This is a genomic window from Amycolatopsis sp. PS_44_ISF1, from assembly GCF_032335455.1.
In the GTDB taxonomy this organism is placed as follows: Bacteria; Actinomycetota; Actinomycetes; order Mycobacteriales; family Pseudonocardiaceae; genus Amycolatopsis.
In genome coordinates, this window is record NZ_JANUXO010000004.1 from 673,960 (window position 1) to 697,048 (window position 23,089).

The window sequence follows — 23,089 nt, forward strand, 5'->3', positions numbered from 1 at the left end:
TTCACCTGGATGAGCAATCTAGTGGGACTATCGTCCTGGTATTTGGTCGATTAACCCGCCCGGCACACCACTCGCCCGATCGGAGCAATGGTGGGCTACGGGCAGTAGGCCCCCAGGCACTAACCTCCCCCACCATGTCCGCGCACATCGCCGTAGTCACCGACTCGACCTCGTGCCTGCCCGATCAGCTCGCCGCCCGCTGGGGCATCGGAGTCGTGCAGGTCCAGCTGCACGCCGAAGACGTCACGGACGACGAGCGCCGGTTCGATCGCGGCCAGCTCATCGACACCATGAAGGCCGGCCGCCCCGTCACCACGTCACCACCCGATCCGGGCGCGTTCTTCTGGGCCTACCAGGACGCCGCCGCACGCGGGGCGACCGCGATCGTCAGCATGCACATCTCCGGCCGGCTCTCCGAAACCGTCCAGGCCGCCCGCGAGGCCGCCCAGCAGGTCCGGATTCCGGTCCACATCATCGACAGCGGCACGGCCAGCATGAGCCTGGGCTTCGCGTCGGTGTCCGCCGCGCGCGTGGCCGGTGCCGGGGGCCAGCTCGACCGGGTGCTCGACGCCGCCGAACGGCGCGTCCGCGGTGCGACCGAGCTGATCTACGTCGACACCCTCGAATACCTGCGCCGCTCCGGCCGCGTCGGCGCCGCCCAGTCGCTGCTGGGTGCCGCGTTCTCGATCAAGCCGCTGCTCACCGTCCGCAATGGTGAGATCAGCCCGGTCGCCCGGGTCCCGGGCACGAAGCGGGCGATGAACCGGCTCGTCGAGCTGGCGGTCAAGGCCGCCGGCGACCGGAAGGTGGACCTCGCGATCACGCGGTTCGGCTCCGACGAACGTGAGGTCACCCGGCGGTTGAAGGAGGAGATCCCGGGCGTGTCCGATGTGATCGTCGGCGACGCCAGCACGGTGATCGGAGCCCACGTCGGCCCCGGCGCGATGAGCATCACGGTGTCCCCGCTGAACTGAGGTGCCACGGTTGCGGCGGTGCGGCCGGTCACGGCGGTGTCGCCCGCTGAAGGTCAAAGCCGGGCGGCACGCAGGTCTCGTCGAGGCCGGGCCGAGGCAGCACGGATTCGCTGACCGGGTGAGGAACGAAAGGGCCGCTCGGAACACGGCACGCGCTAGGGTCGCGCAGGTGATCACCCCAGCCACCCGGTCCGAGGCTCTCCACCTCACCGGCGAACGGACCGTCCCGGGCATCCCCGAGGAAAATTATTGGTTTCGCCGCCACGAGGCCGCGTACGCAGCGCTGCTCCCCCATTGCGCCGGCGCCACAGTGCTGGAAGCGGGCTGCGGCGAGGGTTATGGCGCGGGCCTGATCGCCACGCGGGCGCGCTGGGTGCTGGCCCTGGACTACGACGTCCCGACCACCGAACACGTCGCCCGCCGCTACCCGAACGTCTCGGTGGCCCGCGCGAACCTGGCGTACCTGCCGCTGCGCCACGGCTCGGTCGACGTGATCGCGAACTTCCAGGTGATCGAGCACCTGTGGGACCAGGACGGGTTCCTCGCCGAATGCCACCGGGTGCTGCGGCCCGGCGGAAAGCTGCTGGTCACCACCCCCAACCGGCTCACCTTCACGCCGGACCGCGACACCCCGCTGAACCCGTACCACACCCGGGAGCTGGCACCGTCCGAACTGGACGGCCTGCTGCGCACCGCGGGCTTCGACGTCGAACTGCTCGGCCTGCACCACGGCGCCGGACTGCGCGCGGTGGAACGGCAGCACGGCGGTTCGATCATCGACGCGCAACTGGACGTCGTGATGGGTGAGCTGCCCGGCCAGGCCGTCTGGCCCGAGGCGCTGCTCGCGGACGTCGCCGCGATCCGCGCGGAGGACTTCACCGTCCACGCCGACGACCTCGACGCCAGCCTCGACCTGGTCGCCGTGGCGGTGCGCGCATGACCTCGACCGAGCACGAGGGCACTTTTTGCCTGGTTCTGCACAGCCACCTGCCCTGGCTGCCGCACCACGGAAGCTGGCCGGTCGGTGAAGAGTGGCTCTACCAGGCGTGGGCCCACTCCTACCTGCCGATGATCGACCTGCTGCGGCGGTTCGCCGATGAGGGGCGACGCGACGTTCTGACTCTCGGGATGACGCCGGTGCTCGCGGCCCAGCTCGACGACCCGTACGCGATCAGCGCTTGCCACGATTGGCTCGGCCACTGGCAGTTGCGCGCGCAGCACGCGTCGACGCTGTGGGGCGGCGACCCGCTGCTGCGAGAGCTGGCCGCCGCGGAGCACCGCACGGCCGTGCGCGCGACCGAAGATCTGGAATCCCACTGGCGGCACGGGTTCTCGCCGATCCTGCGGTCACTTGTGGACAGCGACACCATCGAGCTGCTGGGTGGGCCGTTGGCGCACCCGTTCCAGCCGCTGCTCGACGAGCGCGTACGCCGCTTCGCGCTGCGCGAGGGCCTAGCCGACACGGCGTTGCGCATCGGGCGGCGGCCGGAGGGCATCTGGGCGCCCGAGTGCGGTTACGCGCCGGGCATGGAGCGGGATTACGCAGCCGTCGGCGTTCACCGTTTCCTGGTCGACGGCCCGTCGCTGCGCGGCCACACCTCGTCGGCCCGCACGGTCGGTGACTCCGACGTCGTCTGCTTCGGCCGCGACCTGGAGGTGACCTACCGCGTCTGGTCGCCGAAAGCGGGCTATCCGGGCCACGCGGCCTACCGCGACTTCCACTCGTGGGCGCACGAAGTGGGGCTCAAGGCGTCGCGCGTCACGGGTCAGCAAGTCGAGCCGCAGGACAAGGCGCCGTACGATCCGGCGCTGGCCGCGGACGTGCTCGGCCTGCACGTCAAGGACTTCGTGGATACGGTCGTCACCCGGCTGCGCTCGCTGCGCGCGGAGCACGGGCGCGAATCGCTGGTGGTCGCGGCGTACGACACGGAGCTGTTCGGGCACTGGTGGCACGAAGGCCCGGCCTGGCTGGAGGGCGTGCTGCGCGCGTTGCCCGAAGCGGGCGTGCGCGTGACGACGCTGAAGGGCGCGCTGGACGCCGGCCACCTGGGCCCGGCGATCGATCTGCCGGTTTCGTCCTGGGGGTCCGGCAAGGACTGGCGCGTGTGGGACGGCGAGCAGGTCGCGGACATGGTCGAGGACAACACCGCCCTGCAGACGCGGCTGCTGGACCTCGTCTCGAAGCTTGACCGGTCCGTTCGCGACCCGGTGGCCGATCAGGCCGTCGCGGAGGCGATGCTGGCGCTTTCGAGCGATTGGGCGTTCATGGTCACGAAGGATTCCGCCGCCGACTACGCCCGCCGGCGCGCCCACGTGCACACCGAGCGCTTCGACACGCTCGCTGGGCTGCTGCGCGCGGGCAACCGGACGCGCGCCGCCGAACTGGCGGCGGAATACCGGCGCGACGACGGGCCGTTCGGACATCTGGACGCGCGGGCCCTGCTGGTTTAGCCGCAAGTGCTCCGATCAGGGGAAAGGCCGATCAGGGAACGGCCGATCAAGGGAAGGCAGTGAGGAAATGGGCATCAACGAGATTCCGCTGAAGACGCTCTCGGGCGAAGACACCACCCTGGGCGCGCTCGGGGGTAAGACGCTCCTGGTGGTCAACGTCGCGTCGAAGTGCGGCCTGACCCCGCAGTACACCGGGCTGGAGCGGCTGCAGGAGCAGTACGGCGAGCGGGGCTTTTCCGTCGTCGGCTTCCCGTGCAACCAGTTCGCGGGCCAGGAGCCGGGCACGGCCGAGGAGATCCAGACGTTCTGCTCGACCACCTACGGCGTGTCCTTCCCGCTGTTCGAGAAGGTCGACGTCAACGGCGAAAACCGCCACCCGCTGTACTCCTCGCTCACCGAGACCCCCGACGCCGAGGGCACCGCGGGCGACGTGCAGTGGAACTTCGAGAAGTTCCTGATCAACCCGGCCGGCGAGGTGGTGGGCCGTTTCCGCCCCCGGACCGAGCCGGAGGACGAGACCGTGGTGAAGGCGATCGAAGCGACGTTGCCGGCCTGAGGACTGGTCGGATCCGGTTTCGTCGCCGGTCGCCGGTCGCCGGTCGCCGGTCGCCGGTCGCCGGTCGCCGGTCGCCGGTCGCCGGTCGCCGGTCGCCGGTCGCCGGTCGCCGGTCGCCGGTCGCCGGTCGCCGGTCGCCGGTCGCCGGTCGCCGGTCGCCGGTCGCCGGTCGCCGGTCGCCGGTCGCCGGTCGCCGGTCGCCGGTCGCCGGTCGCCGGTCGCCGGTCGCCGGTCGCCGGTCGCCGGTCGCCGGTCGCCGGTCGCCGGTCGCCGGTCGCCGGTCGCCGGTCGCCGGTCGCCGGTCGCCGGTGGCCGGTGGCCGTCGCCGATTGCCGGCCATCTGGAGCCGGTCCCGGTCGTGGTCGTGGTTGCCGATCATGGTTGCCGGTCGCGGGCCATCTGAAGCCGGTCCTGGTCCCGGTTGCGATCGCCGATGGCGATTGCCGGTCCCGGTTGCCGCGGTCCGGATGGCGGGTCGTGGGTGATCCGGCCGCCGATCCGGCGAGGGTCCCGGCGGCCGTCTGCCGCGGGGGCGGGAACACTGGTTGGCGTTATTCCCGCCCTCTCACCGTTTCTTCGCCAACATCCGGACCGTCGCCGTTTCCGGCCTACAGGCGGGCTGCCGTCTGCTTCAGGTTGCGCCAGAGCCCCCGTCCGGACCGAGGTCCAGGCTGTCGCCGGTTTTAGACCACTCAGCGGATTGGCTGGTCGAGCCCGCTTTTCGACCGTCGCCGTTTCCGAGCGACGCCCCCTCGGCCATGTCGGAACCGCGCCTGATGACCGCGCGGTTGTGGGCCGCCACCCGGGCGGCGTCGAGTTTGACGCGGTGGCGGTCGTAGGTCAGCAGACCGTTGACCTCGTTCTCGACGTCCGTCGTCTGGGTGTAGATCGCGCCGGACAGGCCGAGTTCGCCGACCAGCCGTTCCAGCCGTTCGCTGACCTCGACGTAGCGCTCGGTCAGCCGCGCCGGGGACGGCACCATTTCGTAGGCCTGCGGCGGCCCGGGCCAGCAGTGACCGTCCAGGACCAGGCCGATCCCGCCGTACTCACCGTCCACCAGGGCACGATGGTCCCGTTCGCGCGGCTCGCCGGGACCGACGTAGGTGTGGTCGTCGTAGACGTCGCCGGCGCCCACGTCCGAGCGGGAGAAGCAGCAGTTCACGCCGCTGTTCGCGACTACCAGCCGGGTCGGGTCCAGACTTTTGACCAGCGAGGCGACGCGCGCGGTGTCGAACTCGCCCCACCCCTCGTTGAACGGGACCCACGCGACGATCGACGTCACGTTCCGCAACTGCGCGAGCAGTTCCCGCAGCTCCGCCTCGAACCGCTCCTGGCCCTCCGGCACCGGGTCGGGCGCGGGCCCCGGCGGACCGTCGAACGACACCACCAGCGACGGCATGTCCTGCCAGACGACCAGACCCAGCCGGTCCGCCCAGTAGTACCAGCGCGCCGGCTCGACCTTCACGTGCTTGCGGACGAAGTTGAACCCCAGCTCCTTCGTCTGCTCAAGGTCGAATCGAAGGGCGTCGTCGGTGGGCGCCGTGTAGACGCCGTCCGGCCAATACCCCTGGTCGAGCGGGCCGTGCAGGAAGGTGATGCGGTCGTTGAGCGCTATCCGCGGCCGGCCGGCCTCGTCCGGAATTACGCTCACCGTGCGTAACCCGCCATAGCTCGCGACCTCGTCAAGGGTCTGTCCTCGATGGTCCAGGAGCCGGACCGTCAGGTCGTACAGGTGCGGATCGTCCGGCGTCCACAAATGCGGGTCCGGCACCTCCGCCCGTAGCCGCTGACCGGCGACGCCGCTGACCCGCGCGGCCTCGTCGCCGTTGGGCGACGACACCACCAGCTCAACCCGAGAACCGCCATCGACCTGCTGAAATACGGTAAACCCAGTCAGGTCCGAGGTAATCTCGAGTTCTGAAACCCGCGTGGCGGGCGCTGGCTCGGCCCACACCGTCTGCCAGATCCCGGACGCCGGCGTGTAGCAAATCCCGCTGGGCTCATTCCGCTGTTTGCCGACCGGGAACGGCGCGATATCCGTGCGATCCTCCGCCCGCACGGTCAGCTCCTGGGGCCCCGACGCCCGCAGGACGTCCGTGATGTCCGCCGAAAACGCCGTGTACCCACCCTCGTGGGTGACCACCAGCTGGTTGTTCACCCACACCTTCGCGGTCTGGTCGACCGCGCCGAAATGAAGCAGAACGCGTTCGCCTCGCCAGTCGTCCGGAACCTCGAACAGCCGCCGGTACCAAAGGACCTCGTCGTGCCGCGCGATTCCAGAGAGTGCCGACTCCGGCGCGAACGGGACCAGGATGCGCTCGCCGTAACCGACCGGCCGCGGCTCGTCCGTCGAGAACGGCCACCCGGCGTAGTCCCAGAGGCCGTTGAGATTCAGCCACCGAGACCGCCTCAACTGCGGCCGCGGGTATTCGGGGAGCACCGCGGAGGGGTCGACGAGGCCGGTCCACGGCGTCGTCAGGGATGGGTCCTTGGGATGCCACTCGGGCTGACCGGAAGTCATCACCACCGATGGTGGCAGAGATCGGCGACGGCGGCAGCCAGGCCGCCCACCGGAACCGACTGACGAGTAACCTCGGCCCATGCGCGTGCTGATGCTGTCCTGGGAGTACCCGCCCGTGGTCATCGGCGGGCTCGCCCGGCACGTGCACGCGCTGGCCCGCCACCTCGCGGAACAGGGCCATGACGTGGTGGTTCTCTGTCGCCACACGGCCGGGACCGACGCTTCGACGCACCCGCGCAGCGACCGCGTGACCGATGGCGTGCGCGTGATCCGCGTGGCCGAGGACCCGATGCACCTGACCTTCGAGCGCGACCTCGTGGCCTGGACGCTCGCCATGGGGCACGCGATGGTCCGCGCGGCGCAGGACCTGCTGCGCACCTGGCCGCCCGACGTCGTCCACGCGCACGACTGGCTGGTGACGCACCCCGCCATCGCGATCGCGGAAGCCGCGCGCGTACCGCTGATCGGCACCGTCCACGCGACCGAGGCCGGCCGGCACTCCGGCTGGCTCTCGCACTCGCTGAACCAGCAGGTGCACTCCGTCGAATGGTGGCTGGCAACCCGTGCGGACGCCGTGATCACCTGCTCGCAGGCGATGCGCAAAGAGGTCGCGCACCTCTTCGAGATCGACGCCGCCGACGTCACGGTCATCCACAACGGGATCGAGGAGCGGAGCTGGCGCGTGTCCGCGGCCGAGGTCGCGCGCGTGCGCGCCCAGCACAGCCCGGACGGAGCGCCGTTCCTGTTGTTCTTCGGGCGGCTCGAATGGGAGAAGGGCGTGCAGGATCTGCTCACTGCGCTACCGCGGATCCGTCGCCGTTTTCCGGGCACCCGTCTGGTCGTCGCCGGCAAGGGGCGACACCACGAAGAGCTGGTGGAGCAGGCCCGCCGGTTGCGGATCCGGCGCGCGGTGGACTTCACCGGGCATCTGCCCGACCGGGAGCTGCGCGCCCTGCTCGCCGCGGCCGACACCGTGGTGCTGCCGAGCCGGTACGAGCCGTTCGGGATCGTCGCACTGGAGGCCGCCGCCGCGAAGGCGCCGCTGGTGGCCTCGACCGCGGGCGGACTCGGCGAGGTGGTCGTGGACGGCGAGACCGGCCTGGCCTTTGAGCCCGGTGACGTCACCGGCCTGACCACCGCGGTCACCGCGGTCCTCGGCGACGCCGCGGCGGCCACCCGCCGGGCGCGAGTGGCCCAGTCGCGCCTGGCCGCGGACTTCGACTGGGGCCGCATCGCCGAGGCGACGGCCGAGGTCTACCGCCGCGCACGGCGGTCGGAACCGGTCGAGCTGGGGCGTCCGAAGATCGCCACGGGCAACGCTTTCGAGCTGCAAGTACCGCAGCTCGCGCCCGGTAGATAGCGGCGAGAACGGACGCGGCAGTGACGATGAAGCTGAACCTTCCGGTCAGGACGGCTTCTCGGAGGGTGGCGTGATACCCAAGCCTTGGTAGGAGGTCGACCCGAGGGGCACCTGGATTCGCCCGCAGCCGATCGTGCGGAGCCGGCTCAGAAGACCGGGAACTCCCGGCCGTGCTCGGATTTCGGGCGGGGGCCGAAAATCCGCCGTTCGCTCTCCGCGATCGGCCGGTCGTTGATGCTCGCCTCACGACGGCGCATCAGGCCCTCGTCGCTGAACTCCCACAACTCGTTGCCGTAGCTGCGGAACCACCGGCCCGACGCGTCGCGCGACTCGTACTGGAAACGCACCGCGATGCGATTGCCGTGGAAGCTCCACAGCTCTTTGCGCAGCGCGTAGTCCAGTTCGCGCGCCCACTTCGCGCCGAGGAACTCGACGATCTGCGCGCGGCCGACGACGTGCTCATCGCGATTTCGCCACACCGAGTCCTCGGTGTACGCAAGCGAGACCTTCTCGGGATCACGCGTGTTCCAGGCGTCTTCGGCGGCCTGGACCTTTCGGCGAGCGGTGCTCTCGTCGAACGGCGGGAACGGCGGGCGCGGTGTCATCGAGGCTCCTCCTGGACCGGCAGAGAACGAGCGTTCCCCGCTGCTGATCACGTACGATAGAGAACGCTCATTCTCCGCACCAGAGGAACGTGACGTGGACACCGCCGAAGCCACCGAAAAGCTACTGGCAGCAGCCGAAGACCTCTTCTACGCGCACGGCGTGCAGGCGGTCGGCATGGACGCCGTGCGCACGCAGTCCGGCGTCTCCCTCAAACGGCTCTACCAGGTGTTTCCGTCGAAAGACGAGCTCGTCACCGCCTATCTGCTGAAGCGCGACGAGCGCTGGCGGCAGTCCCTGCGCGACTTCGTCCGCGCCCGCGGCGACGATCCGCTGGCCGTCTTCGACTGGCTGCACGAGTGGTTCGGGGAGCCGGGCTTCCGGGGCTGCGCGTTCGTCAACTCGTTCGGCGAGTTCGGCAAACCCGCCTCTGGCGTTGCGGCGGCCATCCGGAAGCACAAGGACGAGGTGCGGGGCTATCTGCGCGGCCTCGTCCCGTCGCCGATACTCGGCGATCAGCTCTTCGCACTGGTGGAGGGCGCCACGGTCCTCGCCGCGATCACGGGGGACGCCAGGGAGGCGCGCACCGCCCGAGCCGCCGCGGAGACGCTGCTGAGCCGCCGCCGCTGAGTGGATTCGCCGATGAATGGCTCGACAGTGGGGAGACCAAGTGCGCTTCACCGCCGTTCGGAGGCGACGCTGAGGGTGCCTGCAAGCCGACTCCGAACGGGCGGCCCGGCGCTGAGCACCGCGACGCTTCACGGCCGATCGCAGCGGGATTCCGATTTCGGACGTCCGGAGATCGGCTCCTGGAAGTCGTCGCTTCCAGTTGGGTCGGGCACCTTTGCGGTAGGGCGGCTACGACCAGGTCGGAGCCCTCGCCGGAGAGCGGCCACGCCCCGCTCAGGGCCATCGCCCGCCAGCGGCGACGGCAGCGGCAACCAGCGCTCCGCCGGAAAGTACTCGGGTCCGGCGGCGGGGAGCCTCCGCCACCGGACCCGTCACCGCACCGTCCCATTCGGTGCGGAAACCGGCCGCCCCCGGTCAGGTCGGGGGCGGCCGGAGCCGGCTCACCGGGCGTCGGTGAGGTAGCGGGCGTACGCGCCCGTCGTCAGGAAGCTCGGTAGCTTCTCGCCGAGGGCGGTCTCGGTGAAGATCGCGTGGGCGTCGGCGAGGCGGCTGTCCGGTCCGAGGTCCGCGCGGACCTTCGCCAGCTCTTCCTCCAGGAACTCGGCGGCCAGCTCGCGGGTGAGCGCGGTGCCGTCCTCCAGCTTCGTGCCGTTGCGGATCCACTGCCACACCTGACAGCGCGCGATCTCGGCGGTCGCGGCGTCCTCCATGAGGTTGTGGATCGCCGCGGCGCCGGTGCCTCGCAGCCACGAGTCGACGTAGCGCAGCGCGACGTTGATGTTCGCGCGCACGCCGTCCTCGGTCACCTCGCCGCCGGCGCTGGCCACGTCCAGCAGGTCTTCGGCGGTCACGGAAACGTCCTCGCGCAGCTTGCCGAGCTGGTTGGGCCAGCCGCCGAGCACGCCGTCGAACACCTCGCGGCAGACCGGGACCAGTCCGGGGTGCGCGACCCACGAACCGTCGAAGCCGTCGCCGGCCTCACGCTCCTTGTCCTGGCGGACCTTCTGCAACGCGAGTTCGTTGGCCTCTGGGTCCCTGCTCGGGATGAACGCCGCCATGCCGCCGATCGCGTGGGCGCCGCGGCGGTGGCAGGTGCGCACCAGCAGTTCGGTGTACGCGCGCATGAACGGGACCGTCATCGTCACCTGCGCGCGGTCCGGCAGCACGAAGTCGGCGCCGTGCGAGGAGAAGTTCTTGATCATGCTGAAGATGTAGTCCCAGCGACCGGCGTTCAGCCCGGCCACGTGCTCGCGCAGCTCGTAGAGGATCTCGTCCATCTCGAACGCGGCGGTGATCGTCTCGATCAGCACGGTGGCGCGGATCGAACCGCGCGGGATGCCGAGCTCCTGCTGCGCCAGCCGGAAGACGTCGTTCCACAGCCGGGCTTCGAGGTGGCTCTCGAGCTTCGGCAGGTAGAAGTACGGGCCGCTGCCGCGGGCGAGCAGCTGGCGCGCGTTGTGGAAGAAGTACAGGCCGAAGTCGACGAGGCTGGCCGAGACCGGACGGCCGTCGATGCGGATGTGCTTCTCCACCAGGTGCCAGCCGCGCGGCCGGGCCACGATCGTGGCCGGCTCCTCGCCGATGGTGTAGCGCTTGCCCGCCTCGGTGGTGAAATCGATGTTGCGGCGTATGGCGTCAAACAGGTTCAGCTGGCCGTCGACGACGTTGTGCCAGGTGGGCGCGGTCGCGTCCTCGAAGTCGGCGAGCCACACCTTCGCGCCGGAGTTCAGCGCGTTCACGGTCATCTTGCGGTCGGTCGGGCCGGTGATCTCGACGCGTCGGTCTTCGAGACCCGGCGCGACCGGCGCGATCTGCCAGCTGTCGTCTTCGCGGATCTGGCGGGTCTCGGGCCGGAAGTCCAGCCTCTCCTCGCCCGTCCGCAGCCGCTCGCCGCGGTGGCGACGCTCGTCCAGCAGCTCGCGGCGGCGGCCGGCGAAGGTGTTGTCGAGCTTGGCCACGAAGTCCAGCGCGGCCGGGGTCAGGATCTCGGCGAACCGGTCACCGGCGGGCCCGGTGACCTCGATGCGGTAGTTCAGCTTGTCGGCCATCTCGTACCTCCGCGAACGGGAAGGAATGGGGGGGCGGGCCGGCGGCGGGAGAGACCGCCGGCCCGCGGTGGGGAGCAGGGCTCAGAACTGCGCTTCTTCGGTGGAGCCCTTGAGCGCCGTGGTCGAGCTCTCCGGGTTCAGCGCCGTGGCGACCAGGTCGAACCAGCCGGTGCCGACCTCGCGCTGGTGCTTCGTGGCGGTGTAACCGCGCTCTTCGGAGGCGAACTCGCGCTCCTGCAGGTCGACGTAGGCGGTCATGCCGTCGCGGGCGTAGCCGTGAGCCAAGTCGAACATCGAATAGTTCAGCGCGTGGAAGCCGGCCAGCGTGATGAACTGGAACTTGTAACCCATGTGGCCGAGCTCGCGCTGGAACTTCGCGATGGTCGAGTCGTCCAGGTGCTTCTTCCAGTTGAACGAGGGCGAGCAGTTGTAGGCCAGCATCTGGTCCGGGAACTTCGCCTTGATGGCCTCGGCGTACTTGCGCGCCACCTCGAGGTCCGGCTTGGAGGTCTCCATCCAGAGCAGGTCGGCGTACTGCGCGTAGGCCAGGCCGCGCTCGATGCACGGGTCGATGCCGTTGGTGACCTCGTAGAAGCCCTCCGCGGTCCGGCCGCCGGTGAGGAACTGGCGGTCGCGCTCGTCGACGTCGCTGGTCAGCAGCGTCGCGGCCTGCGCGTCGGTGCGGGCGACGATCAGCGACGGCACGTCGAACACGTCGGCGGCGAGGCGGGCGGCGTTCAGCGTGCGCTCGTGCTGCTTGGTCGGGATCAGCACCTTGCCGCCGAGGTGACCGCACTTCTTCTCGGACGCGAGCTGGTCCTCCCAGTGCACGCCCGCGGCACCGGCCGCGATCATGCCCTTCATCAGCTCGAACGCGTTGAGCGGACCGCCGAAACCGGCCTCGGCGTCGGCGACGATCGGCGCGAACCAGTCGATGGGCTCACCGCCGGTTTCGGTGCTGTCGAATCCTTCGGCCCAGGCGATCTGGTCGGCGCGGCTCAGCGCGTTGTTGATGCGGCGGACGACCGCGGGCACCGAGTTGGCCGGGTAGAGGCTCTGGTCCGGGTAGGTCTGCCCGGACAGGTTGGCGTCGGCCGCGACCTGCCAGCCGGACAGGTAGATGGCCTTCAGGCCGGCGCGCACCTGCTGCACGGCCTGGTTGCCGGTGAGGGCGCCGAGCGAGTGGACGTAGTCCTCGGTGTGCAGCAGTTTCCACAGCTTCTCCGCACCGCGGCGGGCGAGCGTGTGCTCCTCGACGACGCTGCCGCGCAGCTTCACCACGTCCGCGGCGGAGTAGGTCCGCTGAACGCCCGCCCACCGGGGGTCGGTCTTCCACTGCTCGGCCAGTCCGGCCGCCGCCTGCTCGAGCTGCTTGGCCTGCTCGGTCATCGGACTCTCCCGTGTTGCGAAGTTTGCGATTGCTCGCCTTGCCTGGCCATGACCCTCACACGAGCACAAGAGCAGCGGCTATAGCTCCAATTTGCCAATTTGTGTGAAGCTTGCGTAGCATCTTGCGAAGGTTGCGAATTACGGATTGGCAACCGGGCGAAAATTCACGGGCTTGATCGTTCACGTAATCGTTCAGGCCCGGAAACCTTCCGGCCGGACGGAGCACCCATGGACAAAACTTTCGCCGGGGCACGGCTGCGGCACCTGCGCGAGAGCCGCTCGATGAGCCAGGCCGACCTCGCCCGTGTGCTGGAGATCTCACCCAGCTACCTCAACCAGATCGAGCACAACTCGCGGCCGCTGACCGTGCCCGTGCTGATGCGGATCACCCAGGCGTTCGGCGTCGACACGGAGTTCTTCGCCAACAACGACACCGCGCGCCTGGTCGCCGACGTCAAGGAGGCCCTGCTCGACGAGGTCCTCGGCCTCGACGTCACCACCGGTGAGCTGAACGAGCTGGCGACCAATTTGCCGTCCATCGCCCAGGCGCTGGTCAAGCTGCACCGCAGCTACCGCAACGCCGTGGAGAGCACCGCGGTGCTGACCACGGAAAACGGCCTGGGCCTGCACGGCAGCGCGGCCGCGGCGTTGCCGCACGAGGAGGTGCGGGACTTCTTCTACGAGCGCGAGAACTACGTGGCCGAGCTGGACGAGCGCGCCGAGCGCATGGCCGCCGAGATCCCGCTGCGCCGCGGCGCCGTGCTCAGCTCGCTGAAGGAACGGCTCTGGCAGCGCTACGGCGTGGACGTCACCGCCGAAGGCATCGACGAATCCGCCGGCCAGCAGCATCGGTACGAACCGGCGACGCGGGTGCTGCGGCTCGCACCGAGCCTGCGCGTCGGGCAGCAGGCCTTCCGGATGGCGTCGCAGATCGCCCTGCTCGAATACGACGACCTGATCACCGAACTGGCCGATTCGTGGGCGTTCTCCGGCCCGGCGGCGCGGACGCTCGCGCGGGTCGGCCTGGCGAACTACTTCGCCGGCGCGCTGATCCTGCCGTACGGCCAGTTCCTGGCCACGGCCGAGAAGTTCCGCTACGACATCGAACGCCTCTGCGACCACTACGGCGTCGGCTTCGAGACGGCTTGTCACCGGCTGTCGACGCTGCAGCGGCCGAAGCAGCGCGGCGTGCCGTTTTCGTTCGTGCGGGTGGACCGGGCGGGCAACATGTCCAAGCGGCAGTCGGCGGCCGGCTTCCACTTCTCGCGCGTGGGCGGCGCGTGTCCCCTGTGGAACATCTACGAGGCGTTCACCTCGCCCGGCAAGATCCTGACCCAGATCGCCGCCCTGCCCGACGGGAAGCGGTACTTCTGGGTCGCGCGCACCGTCTCGCGCAACATCGGCGGCTTCGGCAGCCCGGGCAAGACCTTCACCGTCGGCCTCGGCTGCGAACTGCGCCACGCCGGGCGGCTCGTCTACTCCACCGGTCTCGACCTGGACGAACCCGCCGCCGCGACACCCATCGGCATGGGGTGCAAAGTCTGCGAACGCCCGGCCTGCTCGCAGCGCGCGTTCCCGGCGATCGGCAAGCCGCTGACCGTCGACGAGAACACCAGCACGTTCGTCCCGTACCCGGCGGTGCCCAAAGTCTGAGAGGCACCGGGGTCTCAAAGGCAGCGGGGTCTGAGAGGCAGCGGGGTCTGAGAGGCAGCGGGGTCTCAAAAGCAGCGGTGCCCCGGACGTGGCCGCGGGGTGCGAAGTACATTCAGCCGGGTGCATGACATCGACACGGTGAACGCGGAACTGGTCGAGCAGGCCGCCGGCCGGCTGGCCGGCGTGATCACCCGGACGCCGCTGGAACCCAACGCCCGGCTGTCGTCGCGGGTGGACGCCCGGGTCTGGCTCAAGCGCGAGGACCAGCAGACCGTCCGCTCGTACAAGATCCGCGGCGCTTACAACTTCATCGTCCAGCTCGCCGAGGCCACGCGCGCCCTCGGCGTCGTCTGCGCGAGCGCCGGCAACCACGCGCAGGGCCTCGCGTACGCGTGTCGCCGTCTAGGGGCGAACGGCCGCGTGTACGTGCCGGGCACCACCCCGCGGCAGAAGCGCGAGCGCATCGCGACGCTCGGCGGCGCGCACATCGAGGTGATCGTCGTCGGCGAAACGTACGAAGACGCCTTCGCCGCCGCGAACGAAGACGCGCAACGCACGGGCGCCACGCTGGTACCGGCGTTCGACGATGTACGCACTGTCGCCGGCCAGGGCACGGTGGCGCTGGAGGTGGTCGAGCAACTCGGGTTCGTGCCGGACGTCCTGGTGGTGCCGGTCGGCGGCGGCGGGCTGCTCGCCGGCGTCTCGACCTGGGTACGCGAACGGCATCCGGAGATCCGGGTCGTCGGCGTCGAGCCGGCGGGGGCGAAGTGCATGGCGGCGGCGATCGAGGCGGGCGAGCCCGTGCGGATCCCTGCGGTGGACTCGTTCGTCGACGGCGCGGCGGTCCGCCTCGCAGGCTCCGTGACGTACCCGCTGGTGCGCGACAGCGGCGTCGAGCTGACCTCGGTGCCCGAGGGCGCGGTCTGCACGGAGATGCTCGCGATGTACCAGTCGGACGGCGTGATCGCGGAGCCCGCGGGCGCGCTCGCGACGGCCGCCCTGGGCACCGCCGTCCAGGTCGAACCCGGCCAGACGGTGGTCTGCATCGTCTCCGGCGGCAACAACGACGTCAGTCGCTACAGCGAGATCCTCGAACGGTCCCTGGTGCACGAGGGTCTGAAGCACTACTTCCTCGTCGGCTTCCCCCAGGAGCCGGGCGCGCTTCGCCGTTTCCTGGACGAAATCCTCGGCCCGGAAGACGACATCACCCGCTTCGAATACGTCAAGCGAAACAGCCGTGAAACCGGACCGGCCCTGATCGGCATCGAGATCGCCCGGCCGGCGGACCTGCCCGGTCTGCTGGCGCGCCTGGCCGCCAGCCCGCTGCAGGTGGAGCGAGTCGAGTCGGGGAGCCCGTTGTTCCACTACCTGTTGTGAACCAGCCTGACCTGGCTCCTCGTGGTGATCTGTCCCGGTCCGATCCGGCCTGTCCTGACCGTGCTGGTCCCCTTCAGGCTGGGCAGCCTGAAGGGGACCGCGTGCCCCGCGTGCTTGCTCGGGTCTGGGGCCGACGCACCTGGGGTCGGCCTCCGCGGCGGTGATCAGCCGAGTTCCGCGCTGCCCTCACGGTAGATCTTCGCCGAGGCGATGTGGCCGTCGCGGAATCGGTAGAAGCCCGCAATGGCGAAGGTGTGCTCCTCGCCGTCATGGGTGAGCGTTTCGGTCAGCTGGGCGGCTACGCGGTCGCCGTCGGTCAGGACGTGCTGGATGGTCAGGGTCGGGAGGAGCTGGGTCATGGCGTCGGCGAAGAGGGTGGTCAGCTCGACGATCCCGCGGACGACCGTGGTGCCCGTGACCCAGGCGGCGTCCTCGGTGAAGCCGGCGAGCAGCGCGTCGAGGTCACGGTCGTTGAAAGCAGCAACGTGCCTTCGCAGGGCTTCGCTCATGTCGCGAACGTAGCGGCGACGTCGAGCCGATTTCCGTCACGTCCGTGGGCCGGGGCACGACAACGGGGTCGTGCGTCCGGTGTCGAAGAAGGTCGCGGCGGCCTCGGTGCTGGGCAGCGACGAGAGCGAACCGTGCACGTCGTCGTCGATCGGCATCAACGCACCGCCGATTCGCCACCGCTTGGCGACGGCGCAGCCGCGAGATACCGGAACTTCGGCGTGCGGCCCGGCTTCGCGACCACAGGCAGCCGGGGGATCGCCCGATCGGCAGAGGCCAGTGGCCGAACGGCAGGAGCCCGCCGAAGCAAGGCGTCAGGGCTGGCCGGATTGGTGCCCGTCTCGGGCTGACCGCATCTGGACCAGAGCCGGTTGAGAGTCAGCAGCCCGGAATTCAAGAACTGGCGACGACGGTGGTCTCGCCTCTGTGAGTCCAAACCCGGCACCGCGGCCGATTGCCTCGAAGCTAGCCGTTGGAGGTCAGCCCGACCCTCGATTCGGTCCCCGGAATGGCTCCGACCTGCGCCTGGTTCAGAATCGGCGACTCCGCGGCAAAATTGAAACGCCGACGTTTCACCGCTCCAGGCCGACGAACATCGTCCGGTGGAGCTCATCCACATGGGCGCGCGTCACCAGCGCCGCGGTCTCCGGCTCTTGATCGGCGAGGGCCTGGACGAGCAGTTCGTGCTCGCGGTTGGACGCCCGCAGCGCGGGCAGCGGATAGGGCAGGTAGAAGCGGTGCAGATCGCGCAGCACCTGTCCGTACTGGCGCACCGCCGGCGCCGGTCCGCCCGCGGCGGCGGCCACGGCCAGGTGGAATTCGGCGTCGAGGTCGTGGAACCCGGCCCAGTCGGTCGCGGCGTCCATGCGGTGGACGAGGTCTCCGAGCCGGCCGATCGACTCGTCCGGGCGGCGCACGGCCACCAACTGGGCCAGCCCCGACTCCAGCACCAGGCGGTGGTCGATCAGCTCGCGCACCTCGGCCGTCGACTCCTCGTAGACTTTGACTTCGCCGACCCGGCCCGTGGGCGCGTCCGCGGCGACGAGGGTGCCACCGTTGCGGCCGCGGCGGCGTTCGAGCACTCCGGCTTCGCACAGCGAAACCAGCGCTCGCCGCACCGTGATGGCGCCGACGCCCAGCGCCCGGGCGATTTCGTCGTTGGGCGGCAACCGCTCCCCCGGGCCGAGCAGGCCGAGCTCGATCGCCAGCGCGATGCGGGCCCGCACCGTGTCGAGCGCGGACAGGCGCCGGATGCCCGTCAGCGCGGGCGCGCGCAGATCGGCAGCCATGACCCGACGATAGCGCACAAAAATGCTCAAAGTGAACACTCTTGTTTGCGTGTTCGGGATGGACTACTTTTCGCCCATGTCCCGCCCGCTGTCGATAGCGCTCGCCCAATTGCCACCACGTCCGTACACCGACACCGTGCAGGCGTACGCGGGCGAAGTCCGCGCCTTGCTGGCCGAACACCCCGAGACCCGCCTGATCGCCTTTCCTGAGCTACACCTCTGCGGCGTCGAAGGCACGGTCGAAGAACGCACGGAGCAGCTGAACGCCACCGCGCAACCGCTGGACGGACCGCGCACCCGCGAGCTGGCGCAATTGGCCGGCGACCTCGGCGTCTGGCTCGCCCCCGGCAGTGTCTGCGAACGCGGCGAAAACGGGGAGCTCTTCAACACCGCCCTCGTCTTCTCTCCCGAAGGCGAGCTGGCCGGTAGCTATCGCAAGGTCTTCCCGTGGCGGCCTTACGAGCCGTACGTACCCGGCGATCGCTTCGTGGTCGCCGACCTGGCCGGTGTCGGCCGTCTGGGCTTCTCCATCTGTTACGACGCCTGGTTTCCCGAGGTCGCCCGCCACCTCGCTTGGCTCGGCGCGGAGCTCGTGCTCAACCCCGTGCAGACCACGACGCGCGACCGCCCGCAGGAACTGGTGCTCGCCCGCGCGAACGCGATCACCAACCAGGTCTTCGTGGCCAGTGTGAATGCCGCCGCCCCGGTCGGGGTGGGAGACAGCATCCTGGTCGGCCCCGAGGGCACCGTGCTCGACGAGCTGCCGGGTGAGGCGTCCGGCGTGCTCGCGCACGCGATCGACCTGGACGACGTCGCCCGCGTGCGGCGAGAGGGCACGGCGGGCGTCAACCGGATGTGGGACCAGTTCACGGCGGCCGACGCGCCGCTGGAACTGCCGCTCTACCAAGGCCGGATCGAGCCGGACCGGTGGCGTCCGCGACAAGGAGGAGCCCGATGAGCACGTCGAGCACGGCCCCCGGGGCCGCTTTGGAACGACGGCTGGGCCTGCCCGGCGTCGTCCTCTTCGGACTCGCGTACATGGCGCCGCTGATCGTGCTCGGCACCTTCGGCGTCGTCGCGACCACAACCGGGGGCTCCGTCCCCTCGGCGTACGTGCTGGCGCTGGTCGCGATGCTGTTCACCGCCGCGAGCTACGGCAAGATGGCGGCCACCCACCCGGTCGCCGGGTCCGCTTACACCTACGTGCGCAAGGCCATCGACTCCCGGATCGGCTTCCTCGTGGGCTGGGCCGTGCTGCTCGACTACTTCTTCCTGCCGATGGTGATCTGGCTGATCGGCGGCGCCTACCTGTCCGCGCAGTTCCCGTCCGTGCCCGGCTGGCTGTGGCTGATCTCGTTCATCGTGCTCACCACCGGGCTGAACGTGCTCGGCATCAAGATCGCCGAGAAGGCCAACTTCGTCCTGATGGCGTTCCAGATCCTGGTGATCGCGTTCTTCGTGGTGCTCTCGATCTCGCAGGTGGTCTCCGACGGGCATTCGCTCGCCAGCGGCGACCCGTTCTTCCACCCGGGCAGCACGTTCGCGACGATCTCGGGCGGGGCCGCGCTGGCGACCTACTCGTTCCTCGGCTTCGACGCGGTCACGACGCTGACCGAGGAGACCGTGGAACCGCGGCGCACCATCCCGCGGGCGATCCTGCTGACCGCGTTGATCGGCGGAGGCATCTTCATCGTCCTCGCCTACTTCACCCAGCTCGTGCACCCGGGCAGCGTGTTCACCGACGAATCGTCCGCCGCGTTCGAGATCGCGACGCACATCGGCGGCAATCTGTTCGCCAGCTTCTTCCTGGCCGGTCTGGTCGTCGCGCAGTTCGCGTCGGGCATCGCCGCGCAGGCCAGCGCGTCGCGGCTGATGTACGCGATGGGCCGGGACGGGGTGCTGCCGCGGGTCTTCGGCCGGCTCCAGCCGAAGCTGCACACGCCCGCGTTCGCGATCGGGCTGACCGGGCTGGTGGGGTTGATCGCCCTGGCGCTGGACGTGACCACGTCGACGTCGTTCATCAACTTCGGCGCGTTCACGGCCTTCACCATGGTCAACGTCAGCGTGATCGCCACCTGGATCCGCGACCGCGCCACGCACCGGCGCAACGTGCTGACGTGGCTGGTCGTCCCCGCGATCGGCGCCGTGATCGACCTGTGGCTGCTGGTCAACCTCGACGGGATCGCGCTGGTGTTCGGGCTGGTCTGGCTGGGGATCGGAATCGTCTACCTGACCGTCCTGACCCGCGGGTTCCGCCGGCCGCCCCCGGAGATCACCTTCGAGGAGTGACCGGCCCCGGGCCGCCGGTGACCATCCCCCGCCGGCGGCACAGGCGCTTCGAGCTGCGCGAACGATGATTCGCCGCTGCGTGGCAACCGGGTTCGCCAAGGTCTCGCCGCTGGGCGGCGACGGCGCTTCCGCGGGCTTGCCGGGCGACGGCGACAACGCTGGTCAAGCCTCGTCGCTCGGCGGCGAGAAGCGTCCCACCGGCCTGTCGCCGCTGGACGGCGACAGCGTCCGTCAGCTCTCGCCGAGAGTCTTCTGCAGGGCCTTGTTCGCCTTGCGGGCCATGTCGGCGACGGCTTCGCGGCGGGCGGCGTCGGCGGCGTAGTCGTCCTTGCGGTTGCGGACCACTCGGGCGGGCGAGCCGACCGCGATCGAGTACTCCGGGATCTCGCCGCGGACCACGGCGTGCGCGCCCAGCACGCAGCCCCGTCCGATGCGGGTGCCCTTGAGCACGCTCACCTTCGTGCCGAGCCAGGTGTCCGGACCGATGCGCACCGGCGACTTCACGATGCCCTGGTCCTTGATCGGCACGTGGATGTCGGCGGTGACGTGGTCGAAGTCGCAGATGTAGACCCAGTCGGCGACGAGGGTGGCCGCGCCGAGTTCGATGTCGAGGTAGCAGTTGATCACGTTCTGCCGGCCGAACACCGACTTGTCGCCGATGCGCAGGGACCCCTCGTGGCAGCGGATCGCGTTCCCGTCGCCGATGTGCACCCAGCGGCCGATCTCCAGCCGCCCGTAGCCGGGGCGGCAGTGGATTTCGACGTCCTTGCCCAGGAACAGCATGCCGCGCAGGATGATGTGCGGGTGGGCCAGGCGGAACTTCAGCAGCCGGTAGTAGCGGACCAGGTACCACGGCGTGTACGCCCGGTTGCGCACGATCCAGCGCAGCGAGTCGGCCGTGACGAACCGGGCCTGGTGCGGGTCGCGCCGGGCCCGCCGCCAGGCGCGCACGCGGGACAACGCGGGCGCACCCCACATCGACGTCATGCCGTTGACCGTAACCTGTGCGTGGACGCCCGCCACAGGCAAGGGGAGCAGGGATGGGGACCAAGCTGATCATCGACACCGATCCGGGTGTCGACGACGCCTTCGCGATCGCGCTGGCGGCGGTCTCCGCCGACGTCGACCTGCTGGGGGTGACGACCGTCTTCGGCAACGTCCCGCTGGCCATGACCACCGCCAACGCCCGCCGGCTCCTGCAGCTGTGCGACCGCCCGGACGTGCCGGTCGCGGCCGGCGCGGCGCGGCCGCTGGTCCACCGCAACGAGCGCAACAGCACCGTGCACGGTGTCGACGGGCTGTCCGGGCGCGCCGGTTCGCTGCCCGAGGCGACCCGGCCGCTGGAACCGCAGGACGCCGTCGGCCTGATGGTCTCGCTGCTGGAGGCTTCGGACGAGCCGGTGACGATCGCGCCGATCGGGCCGCTCACGAACGTGGCCGCGCTGCTGGCCGCGCACCCGGGCGTCCGCGACAAGATCGCGCGCATCGTGCTGATGGGCGGCGGGATGGCCCACGGCAACATCACGGCCGCGGCCGAGTTCAACATCTGGGCCGATCCGGAGGCGGCCCGGCGCGTGCTCTCCGAAGATGACGTGCCGTGCGTGATGGTCCCGCTCGATCTCACCCACCGGTGCGCCGTCGACAGTGCGTGGCTGGCGAAGCTGGCGTCGTCCGGGCCAATCGGAAAGGCGCTGGATGCTCTCACGCCCGACTACCTCGCGCACTACCGCCGTGTCCTGGGCTACGACGGGATCGTGATGCACGACGCCGTCGCTGTCGCGGAGGCCATCAACCCGGGCTTGCTCCGCACGGAGACCTACCCGGTGAACGTCGACACCAGCGCGGGCCCGTCCCGCGGCCAGACCCTGGTCGACCGCCGGCCCGCCCTCCAAGACCCCGGAGCGCAACCGGGACGCCTGATCGAGGTGGCCACCGACACCGACCTGGACGGCCTGCGCGAGTTCGTCCTGACGAGACTGATCGAGGCCCGCTGATGGCGACAGGCGAGGGCTCGCCGCCGGACGGCGAAACCGGTTCGACGGGGGCCGACGAGACCCGTTTCGAGTCGCCGGAGGCCAGCGCGGCGGGCGGATCGGCTGAGGCTGGGTCCGGCACGCCGGGTGCCGAGACCGCGCGGCCGGGGCTGGAGCCTGAAAAGCGGTTCGCCACGGAGCCCCTCTTCGCTTCGGAGCCGCCGGAGCCGGCCGTGGACGCAGCGGCGTCCGAGCCGCAGTGGAGTGGGATTTCCGCTGGTCGAACTGAGGACGGGGCATCGTCGCCGATGGGTGGCGACGGCGGGGCCACCGCAGTCGCGCGGTCGAAGCGGGGGCGGGCCGTGGTCGTTCTGGCCGCGGTTGTCGTGGCTGTTGCGGCATTGGTCGTCGCGGTGCAGTTCGCGCCGGACAGTCGGCCGGCGGCCAACACCGCGGCCGTTGCCTCTCATGCGCCCACAACGGCGTCGGCATCGCCCTCGGCACCGCCGAGCAGCGCTGTGCCGAAGCAGCCGAGCGTGCCGAAAGCGAGCGAGTTCGGCGCTTGGGCTTCGCGGACCAGCCAGTGGCTCGACATTCCCTTGCGGGCGATGACCGGTTACGCGCAGGCGACCGTCACGCTCGGCCAGGAACAGCCCGGTTGCCACCTTTCGTGGGTGACGCTCGCCGCCGTCGGCAAGGTGACCAGCGACCACGGCCGCGCCCAGGGTGACCATCTCGAAGCCAACGGCACTCTCGCGAAACCCCTGGGCACCGTCGAGGTGCGGGACTTCTACAGCCGCGTCGTCTCGACGGCGAACGCGTCCGGGCCGATGCAGCTTTCACCGGCGATCTGGGCGAAGTGGCAGCGCAGCGCGTCCGGCGGCAAGCCCGACCCGCAGAACGTCGACGACGCCGCCCTCACCACCGGGCGGGCCCTCTGCGCCGACGGACGGGACCTGTCGAAGGACTGGTGGAACGCCGTCAGCTCCCTGCAGACCGCGCCGCTCTTCCTGCACCGCACGCTGGCGACGACCAACGTCTACGGCACCGTCGGGCAGGGCAGCCAGGCGCCCAACCCCGCGGTGCTCAGCGCGGTCGACTTCGCCATCGAGCAGATCGGCCTGCCCTACGTCTGGGGCGGCAACGGCACCGGCGACGCCGATCCGGGCTTCGACTGCTCCGGGCTGACCACCGCCGCCTACAGCAGCGCCGGCGTCAAGCTCATGCGCACGGCCGACACGCAGTTCCGCAGCGTCCCGCACGTGGACGAACCGCGGCTGGGCGACCTGATCTTCTACGGCGAGCCCGCCACCAAGATCCACCACGTCGGCCTCTACATCGGCAACCAGCAGATGATCGACGCGCCGCAGACGGGCCAGGCCGTGCAGGTCCACCCGTACCGCAAACCGGGCGACGACTACGCGGGCGCGGGGCGGCCGACCGCCTGACCTTCGCGGACCCAACGCGTG

At 70.2% G+C, this 23,089-nt stretch carries 19 protein-coding genes; 12 read left to right on the top strand and 7 right to left on the bottom strand.

Annotated elements, in window-relative coordinates; translation table 11 throughout:
- The first annotated feature begins 134 nt into the window (after positions 1-134).
- The 4 genes from NYF13_RS32960 to NYF13_RS32975 all read left to right on the top strand — a co-directional run bounded on the left by NYF13_RS32960 (position 135) and on the right by NYF13_RS32975 (position 3,981).
- Positions 135-974 (top strand): DegV family protein, encoded by an 840-nt coding sequence (locus tag NYF13_RS32960; RefSeq protein WP_315661834.1) that lies wholly within the window; start codon positions 135-137, stop codon positions 972-974.
- 169 nt (positions 975-1,143) lie between these two features.
- A complete protein-coding gene (locus NYF13_RS32965; protein WP_315661835.1) occupies positions 1,144-1,914 on the top strand; it encodes a class I SAM-dependent methyltransferase in 771 nt (256 codons plus the stop codon).
- On the top strand, positions 1,911-3,425 hold the full coding sequence (locus NYF13_RS32970) for a glycoside hydrolase family 57 protein (RefSeq protein ID WP_315661836.1): 1,515 nt from the start codon (positions 1,911-1,913) through the stop codon (positions 3,423-3,425). The genes NYF13_RS32965 and NYF13_RS32970 overlap by 4 nt, the downstream gene beginning before the upstream one ends.
- Positions 3,426-3,492: 67 nt before the next feature.
- Complete coding sequence (locus NYF13_RS32975; protein WP_315661837.1) at positions 3,493-3,981, top strand: glutathione peroxidase; 489 nt, start codon at positions 3,493-3,495, stop codon at positions 3,979-3,981.
- A gap of 631 nt (positions 3,982-4,612) precedes the next feature.
- Here NYF13_RS32975 and NYF13_RS32980 read toward each other — a convergent pair.
- Positions 4,613-6,502 carry a sugar-binding domain-containing protein gene (locus NYF13_RS32980; protein ID WP_315661977.1) on the bottom strand — a complete coding sequence of 630 codons (1,890 nt, stop codon included), beginning with the start codon at positions 6,500-6,502 and terminating at the stop codon, positions 4,613-4,615.
- Positions 6,503-6,581: 79 nt separating this feature from the next.
- Here NYF13_RS32980 and NYF13_RS32985 point away from each other — a divergent pair, with 79 nt between their 5' ends.
- Positions 6,582-7,862, top strand: a complete 1,281-nt coding sequence (locus tag NYF13_RS32985; protein ID WP_315661838.1) for a glycosyltransferase family 4 protein — start codon at positions 6,582-6,584, stop codon at positions 7,860-7,862.
- Between the two features lie 146 nt (positions 7,863-8,008).
- Here NYF13_RS32985 and NYF13_RS32990 read toward each other — a convergent pair whose 3' ends face one another.
- Positions 8,009-8,467: a nuclear transport factor 2 family protein gene (locus NYF13_RS32990; protein ID WP_315661839.1), complete on the bottom strand. Its 459-nt coding sequence runs from the start codon at positions 8,465-8,467 to the stop codon at positions 8,009-8,011.
- Between the two features lie 94 nt (positions 8,468-8,561).
- Between NYF13_RS32990 and NYF13_RS32995 the strand changes: the two genes are divergently transcribed.
- Positions 8,562-9,095, top strand: a complete 534-nt coding sequence (locus NYF13_RS32995) for a TetR/AcrR family transcriptional regulator (RefSeq protein WP_315661840.1) — start codon at positions 8,562-8,564, stop codon at positions 9,093-9,095.
- Positions 9,096-9,535: 440 nt separating this feature from the next.
- Here NYF13_RS32995 and aceB read toward each other — a convergent pair whose 3' ends face one another.
- Both aceB and aceA read right to left on the bottom strand, forming a co-directional pair.
- Positions 9,536-11,143 carry a malate synthase A gene (gene aceB / locus NYF13_RS33000; RefSeq protein WP_315661841.1) on the bottom strand — a complete coding sequence of 536 codons (1,608 nt, stop codon included), beginning with the start codon at positions 11,141-11,143 and terminating at the stop codon, positions 9,536-9,538.
- Between the two features lie 81 nt (positions 11,144-11,224).
- Complete coding sequence (gene aceA, locus NYF13_RS33005; protein WP_315661842.1) at positions 11,225-12,532, bottom strand: isocitrate lyase; 1,308 nt, start codon at positions 12,530-12,532, stop codon at positions 11,225-11,227.
- A gap of 228 nt (positions 12,533-12,760) precedes the next feature.
- On the opposite strand from aceA, the gene NYF13_RS33010 reads away from it, so the two are divergent.
- Both NYF13_RS33010 and ilvA read left to right on the top strand, forming a co-directional pair.
- On the top strand, positions 12,761-14,185 hold the full coding sequence (locus tag NYF13_RS33010; protein ID WP_315661843.1) for a short-chain fatty acyl-CoA regulator family protein: 1,425 nt from the start codon (positions 12,761-12,763) through the stop codon (positions 14,183-14,185).
- 120 nt (positions 14,186-14,305) lie between these two features.
- Positions 14,306-15,562, top strand: a complete 1,257-nt coding sequence (gene ilvA, locus NYF13_RS33015) for a threonine ammonia-lyase IlvA (protein WP_315661844.1) — start codon at positions 14,306-14,308, stop codon at positions 15,560-15,562.
- A gap of 164 nt (positions 15,563-15,726) precedes the next feature.
- On the opposite strand, the gene NYF13_RS33020 is transcribed toward ilvA, so the two are convergent.
- Both NYF13_RS33020 and NYF13_RS33025 read right to left on the bottom strand, forming a co-directional pair.
- Positions 15,727-16,071, bottom strand: coding sequence for a nuclear transport factor 2 family protein (locus tag NYF13_RS33020; RefSeq protein ID WP_315661845.1), 345 nt, complete (start codon positions 16,069-16,071; stop codon positions 15,727-15,729).
- Between the two features lie 570 nt (positions 16,072-16,641).
- Entirely contained in the window at positions 16,642-17,358 is a 717-nt protein-coding gene (locus NYF13_RS33025) for an FCD domain-containing protein (RefSeq protein ID WP_315661846.1), read from the bottom strand.
- A 76-nt stretch (positions 17,359-17,434) separates the two neighbouring features.
- Between NYF13_RS33025 and NYF13_RS33030 the strand changes: the two genes are divergently transcribed.
- Positions 17,435-18,316 (top strand): carbon-nitrogen hydrolase family protein, encoded by an 882-nt coding sequence (locus tag NYF13_RS33030; RefSeq protein ID WP_315661847.1) that lies wholly within the window; start codon positions 17,435-17,437, stop codon positions 18,314-18,316.
- Positions 18,313-19,647: an APC family permease gene (locus NYF13_RS33035; RefSeq protein ID WP_315661848.1), complete on the top strand. Its 1,335-nt coding sequence runs from the start codon at positions 18,313-18,315 to the stop codon at positions 19,645-19,647. The genes NYF13_RS33030 and NYF13_RS33035 overlap by 4 nt, the downstream gene beginning before the upstream one ends.
- A gap of 231 nt (positions 19,648-19,878) precedes the next feature.
- On the opposite strand, the gene NYF13_RS33040 is transcribed toward NYF13_RS33035, so the two are convergent.
- Positions 19,879-20,634, bottom strand: coding sequence for an acyltransferase (locus tag NYF13_RS33040; RefSeq protein WP_315661849.1), 756 nt, complete (start codon positions 20,632-20,634; stop codon positions 19,879-19,881).
- A 53-nt stretch (positions 20,635-20,687) separates the two neighbouring features.
- Here NYF13_RS33040 and NYF13_RS33045 point away from each other — a divergent pair, with 53 nt between their 5' ends.
- Together NYF13_RS33045 and NYF13_RS33050 are read left to right on the top strand one after the other, a co-directional pair.
- Entirely contained in the window at positions 20,688-21,641 is a 954-nt protein-coding gene (locus tag NYF13_RS33045; protein WP_315661850.1) for a nucleoside hydrolase, read from the top strand.
- A 287-nt stretch (positions 21,642-21,928) separates the two neighbouring features.
- Positions 21,929-23,068 carry a C40 family peptidase gene (locus NYF13_RS33050; protein WP_315661851.1) on the top strand — a complete coding sequence of 380 codons (1,140 nt, stop codon included), beginning with the start codon at positions 21,929-21,931 and terminating at the stop codon, positions 23,066-23,068.
- Positions 23,069-23,089: the final 21 nt, after the last annotated feature.

Bases quoted from the DNA above. Each gene is read 5' to 3' on its own strand.
- NYF13_RS32960 (WP_315661834.1), top strand. From the start codon at position 135: ATGTCCGCGCACATCGCCGTAGTCACCGACTCGACCTCGTGCCTGCCC.
- NYF13_RS32970 (WP_315661836.1), top strand. From the start codon at position 1,911: ATGACCTCGACCGAGCACGAGGGCACTTTTTGCCTGGTTCTGCACAGC.
- NYF13_RS32975 (WP_315661837.1), top strand. From the start codon at position 3,493: ATGGGCATCAACGAGATTCCGCTGAAGACGCTCTCGGGCGAAGACACC.
- NYF13_RS32980 (WP_315661977.1), bottom strand. From the start codon at position 6,502: ATGACTTCCGGTCAGCCCGAGTGGCATCCCAAGGACCCATCCCTGACG.
- NYF13_RS32985 (WP_315661838.1), top strand. From the start codon at position 6,582: ATGCGCGTGCTGATGCTGTCCTGGGAGTACCCGCCCGTGGTCATCGGC.
- NYF13_RS32990 (WP_315661839.1), bottom strand. From the start codon at position 8,467: ATGACACCGCGCCCGCCGTTCCCGCCGTTCGACGAGAGCACCGCTCGC.
- aceB (WP_315661841.1), bottom strand. From the start codon at position 11,143: ATGGCCGACAAGCTGAACTACCGCATCGAGGTCACCGGGCCCGCCGGT.
- aceA (WP_315661842.1), bottom strand. From the start codon at position 12,532: ATGACCGAGCAGGCCAAGCAGCTCGAGCAGGCGGCGGCCGGACTGGCC.
- NYF13_RS33010 (WP_315661843.1), top strand. From the start codon at position 12,761: ATGGACAAAACTTTCGCCGGGGCACGGCTGCGGCACCTGCGCGAGAGC.
- NYF13_RS33020 (WP_315661845.1), bottom strand. From the start codon at position 16,071: ATGAGCGAAGCCCTGCGAAGGCACGTTGCTGCTTTCAACGACCGTGAC.
- NYF13_RS33025 (WP_315661846.1), bottom strand. From the start codon at position 17,358: ATGGCTGCCGATCTGCGCGCGCCCGCGCTGACGGGCATCCGGCGCCTG.
- NYF13_RS33030 (WP_315661847.1), top strand. From the start codon at position 17,435: ATGTCCCGCCCGCTGTCGATAGCGCTCGCCCAATTGCCACCACGTCCG.
- NYF13_RS33035 (WP_315661848.1), top strand. From the start codon at position 18,313: ATGAGCACGTCGAGCACGGCCCCCGGGGCCGCTTTGGAACGACGGCTG.
- NYF13_RS33040 (WP_315661849.1), bottom strand. From the start codon at position 20,634: ATGACGTCGATGTGGGGTGCGCCCGCGTTGTCCCGCGTGCGCGCCTGG.
- NYF13_RS33045 (WP_315661850.1), top strand. From the start codon at position 20,688: ATGGGGACCAAGCTGATCATCGACACCGATCCGGGTGTCGACGACGCC.
- NYF13_RS33050 (WP_315661851.1), top strand. From the start codon at position 21,929: ATGGGTGGCGACGGCGGGGCCACCGCAGTCGCGCGGTCGAAGCGGGGG.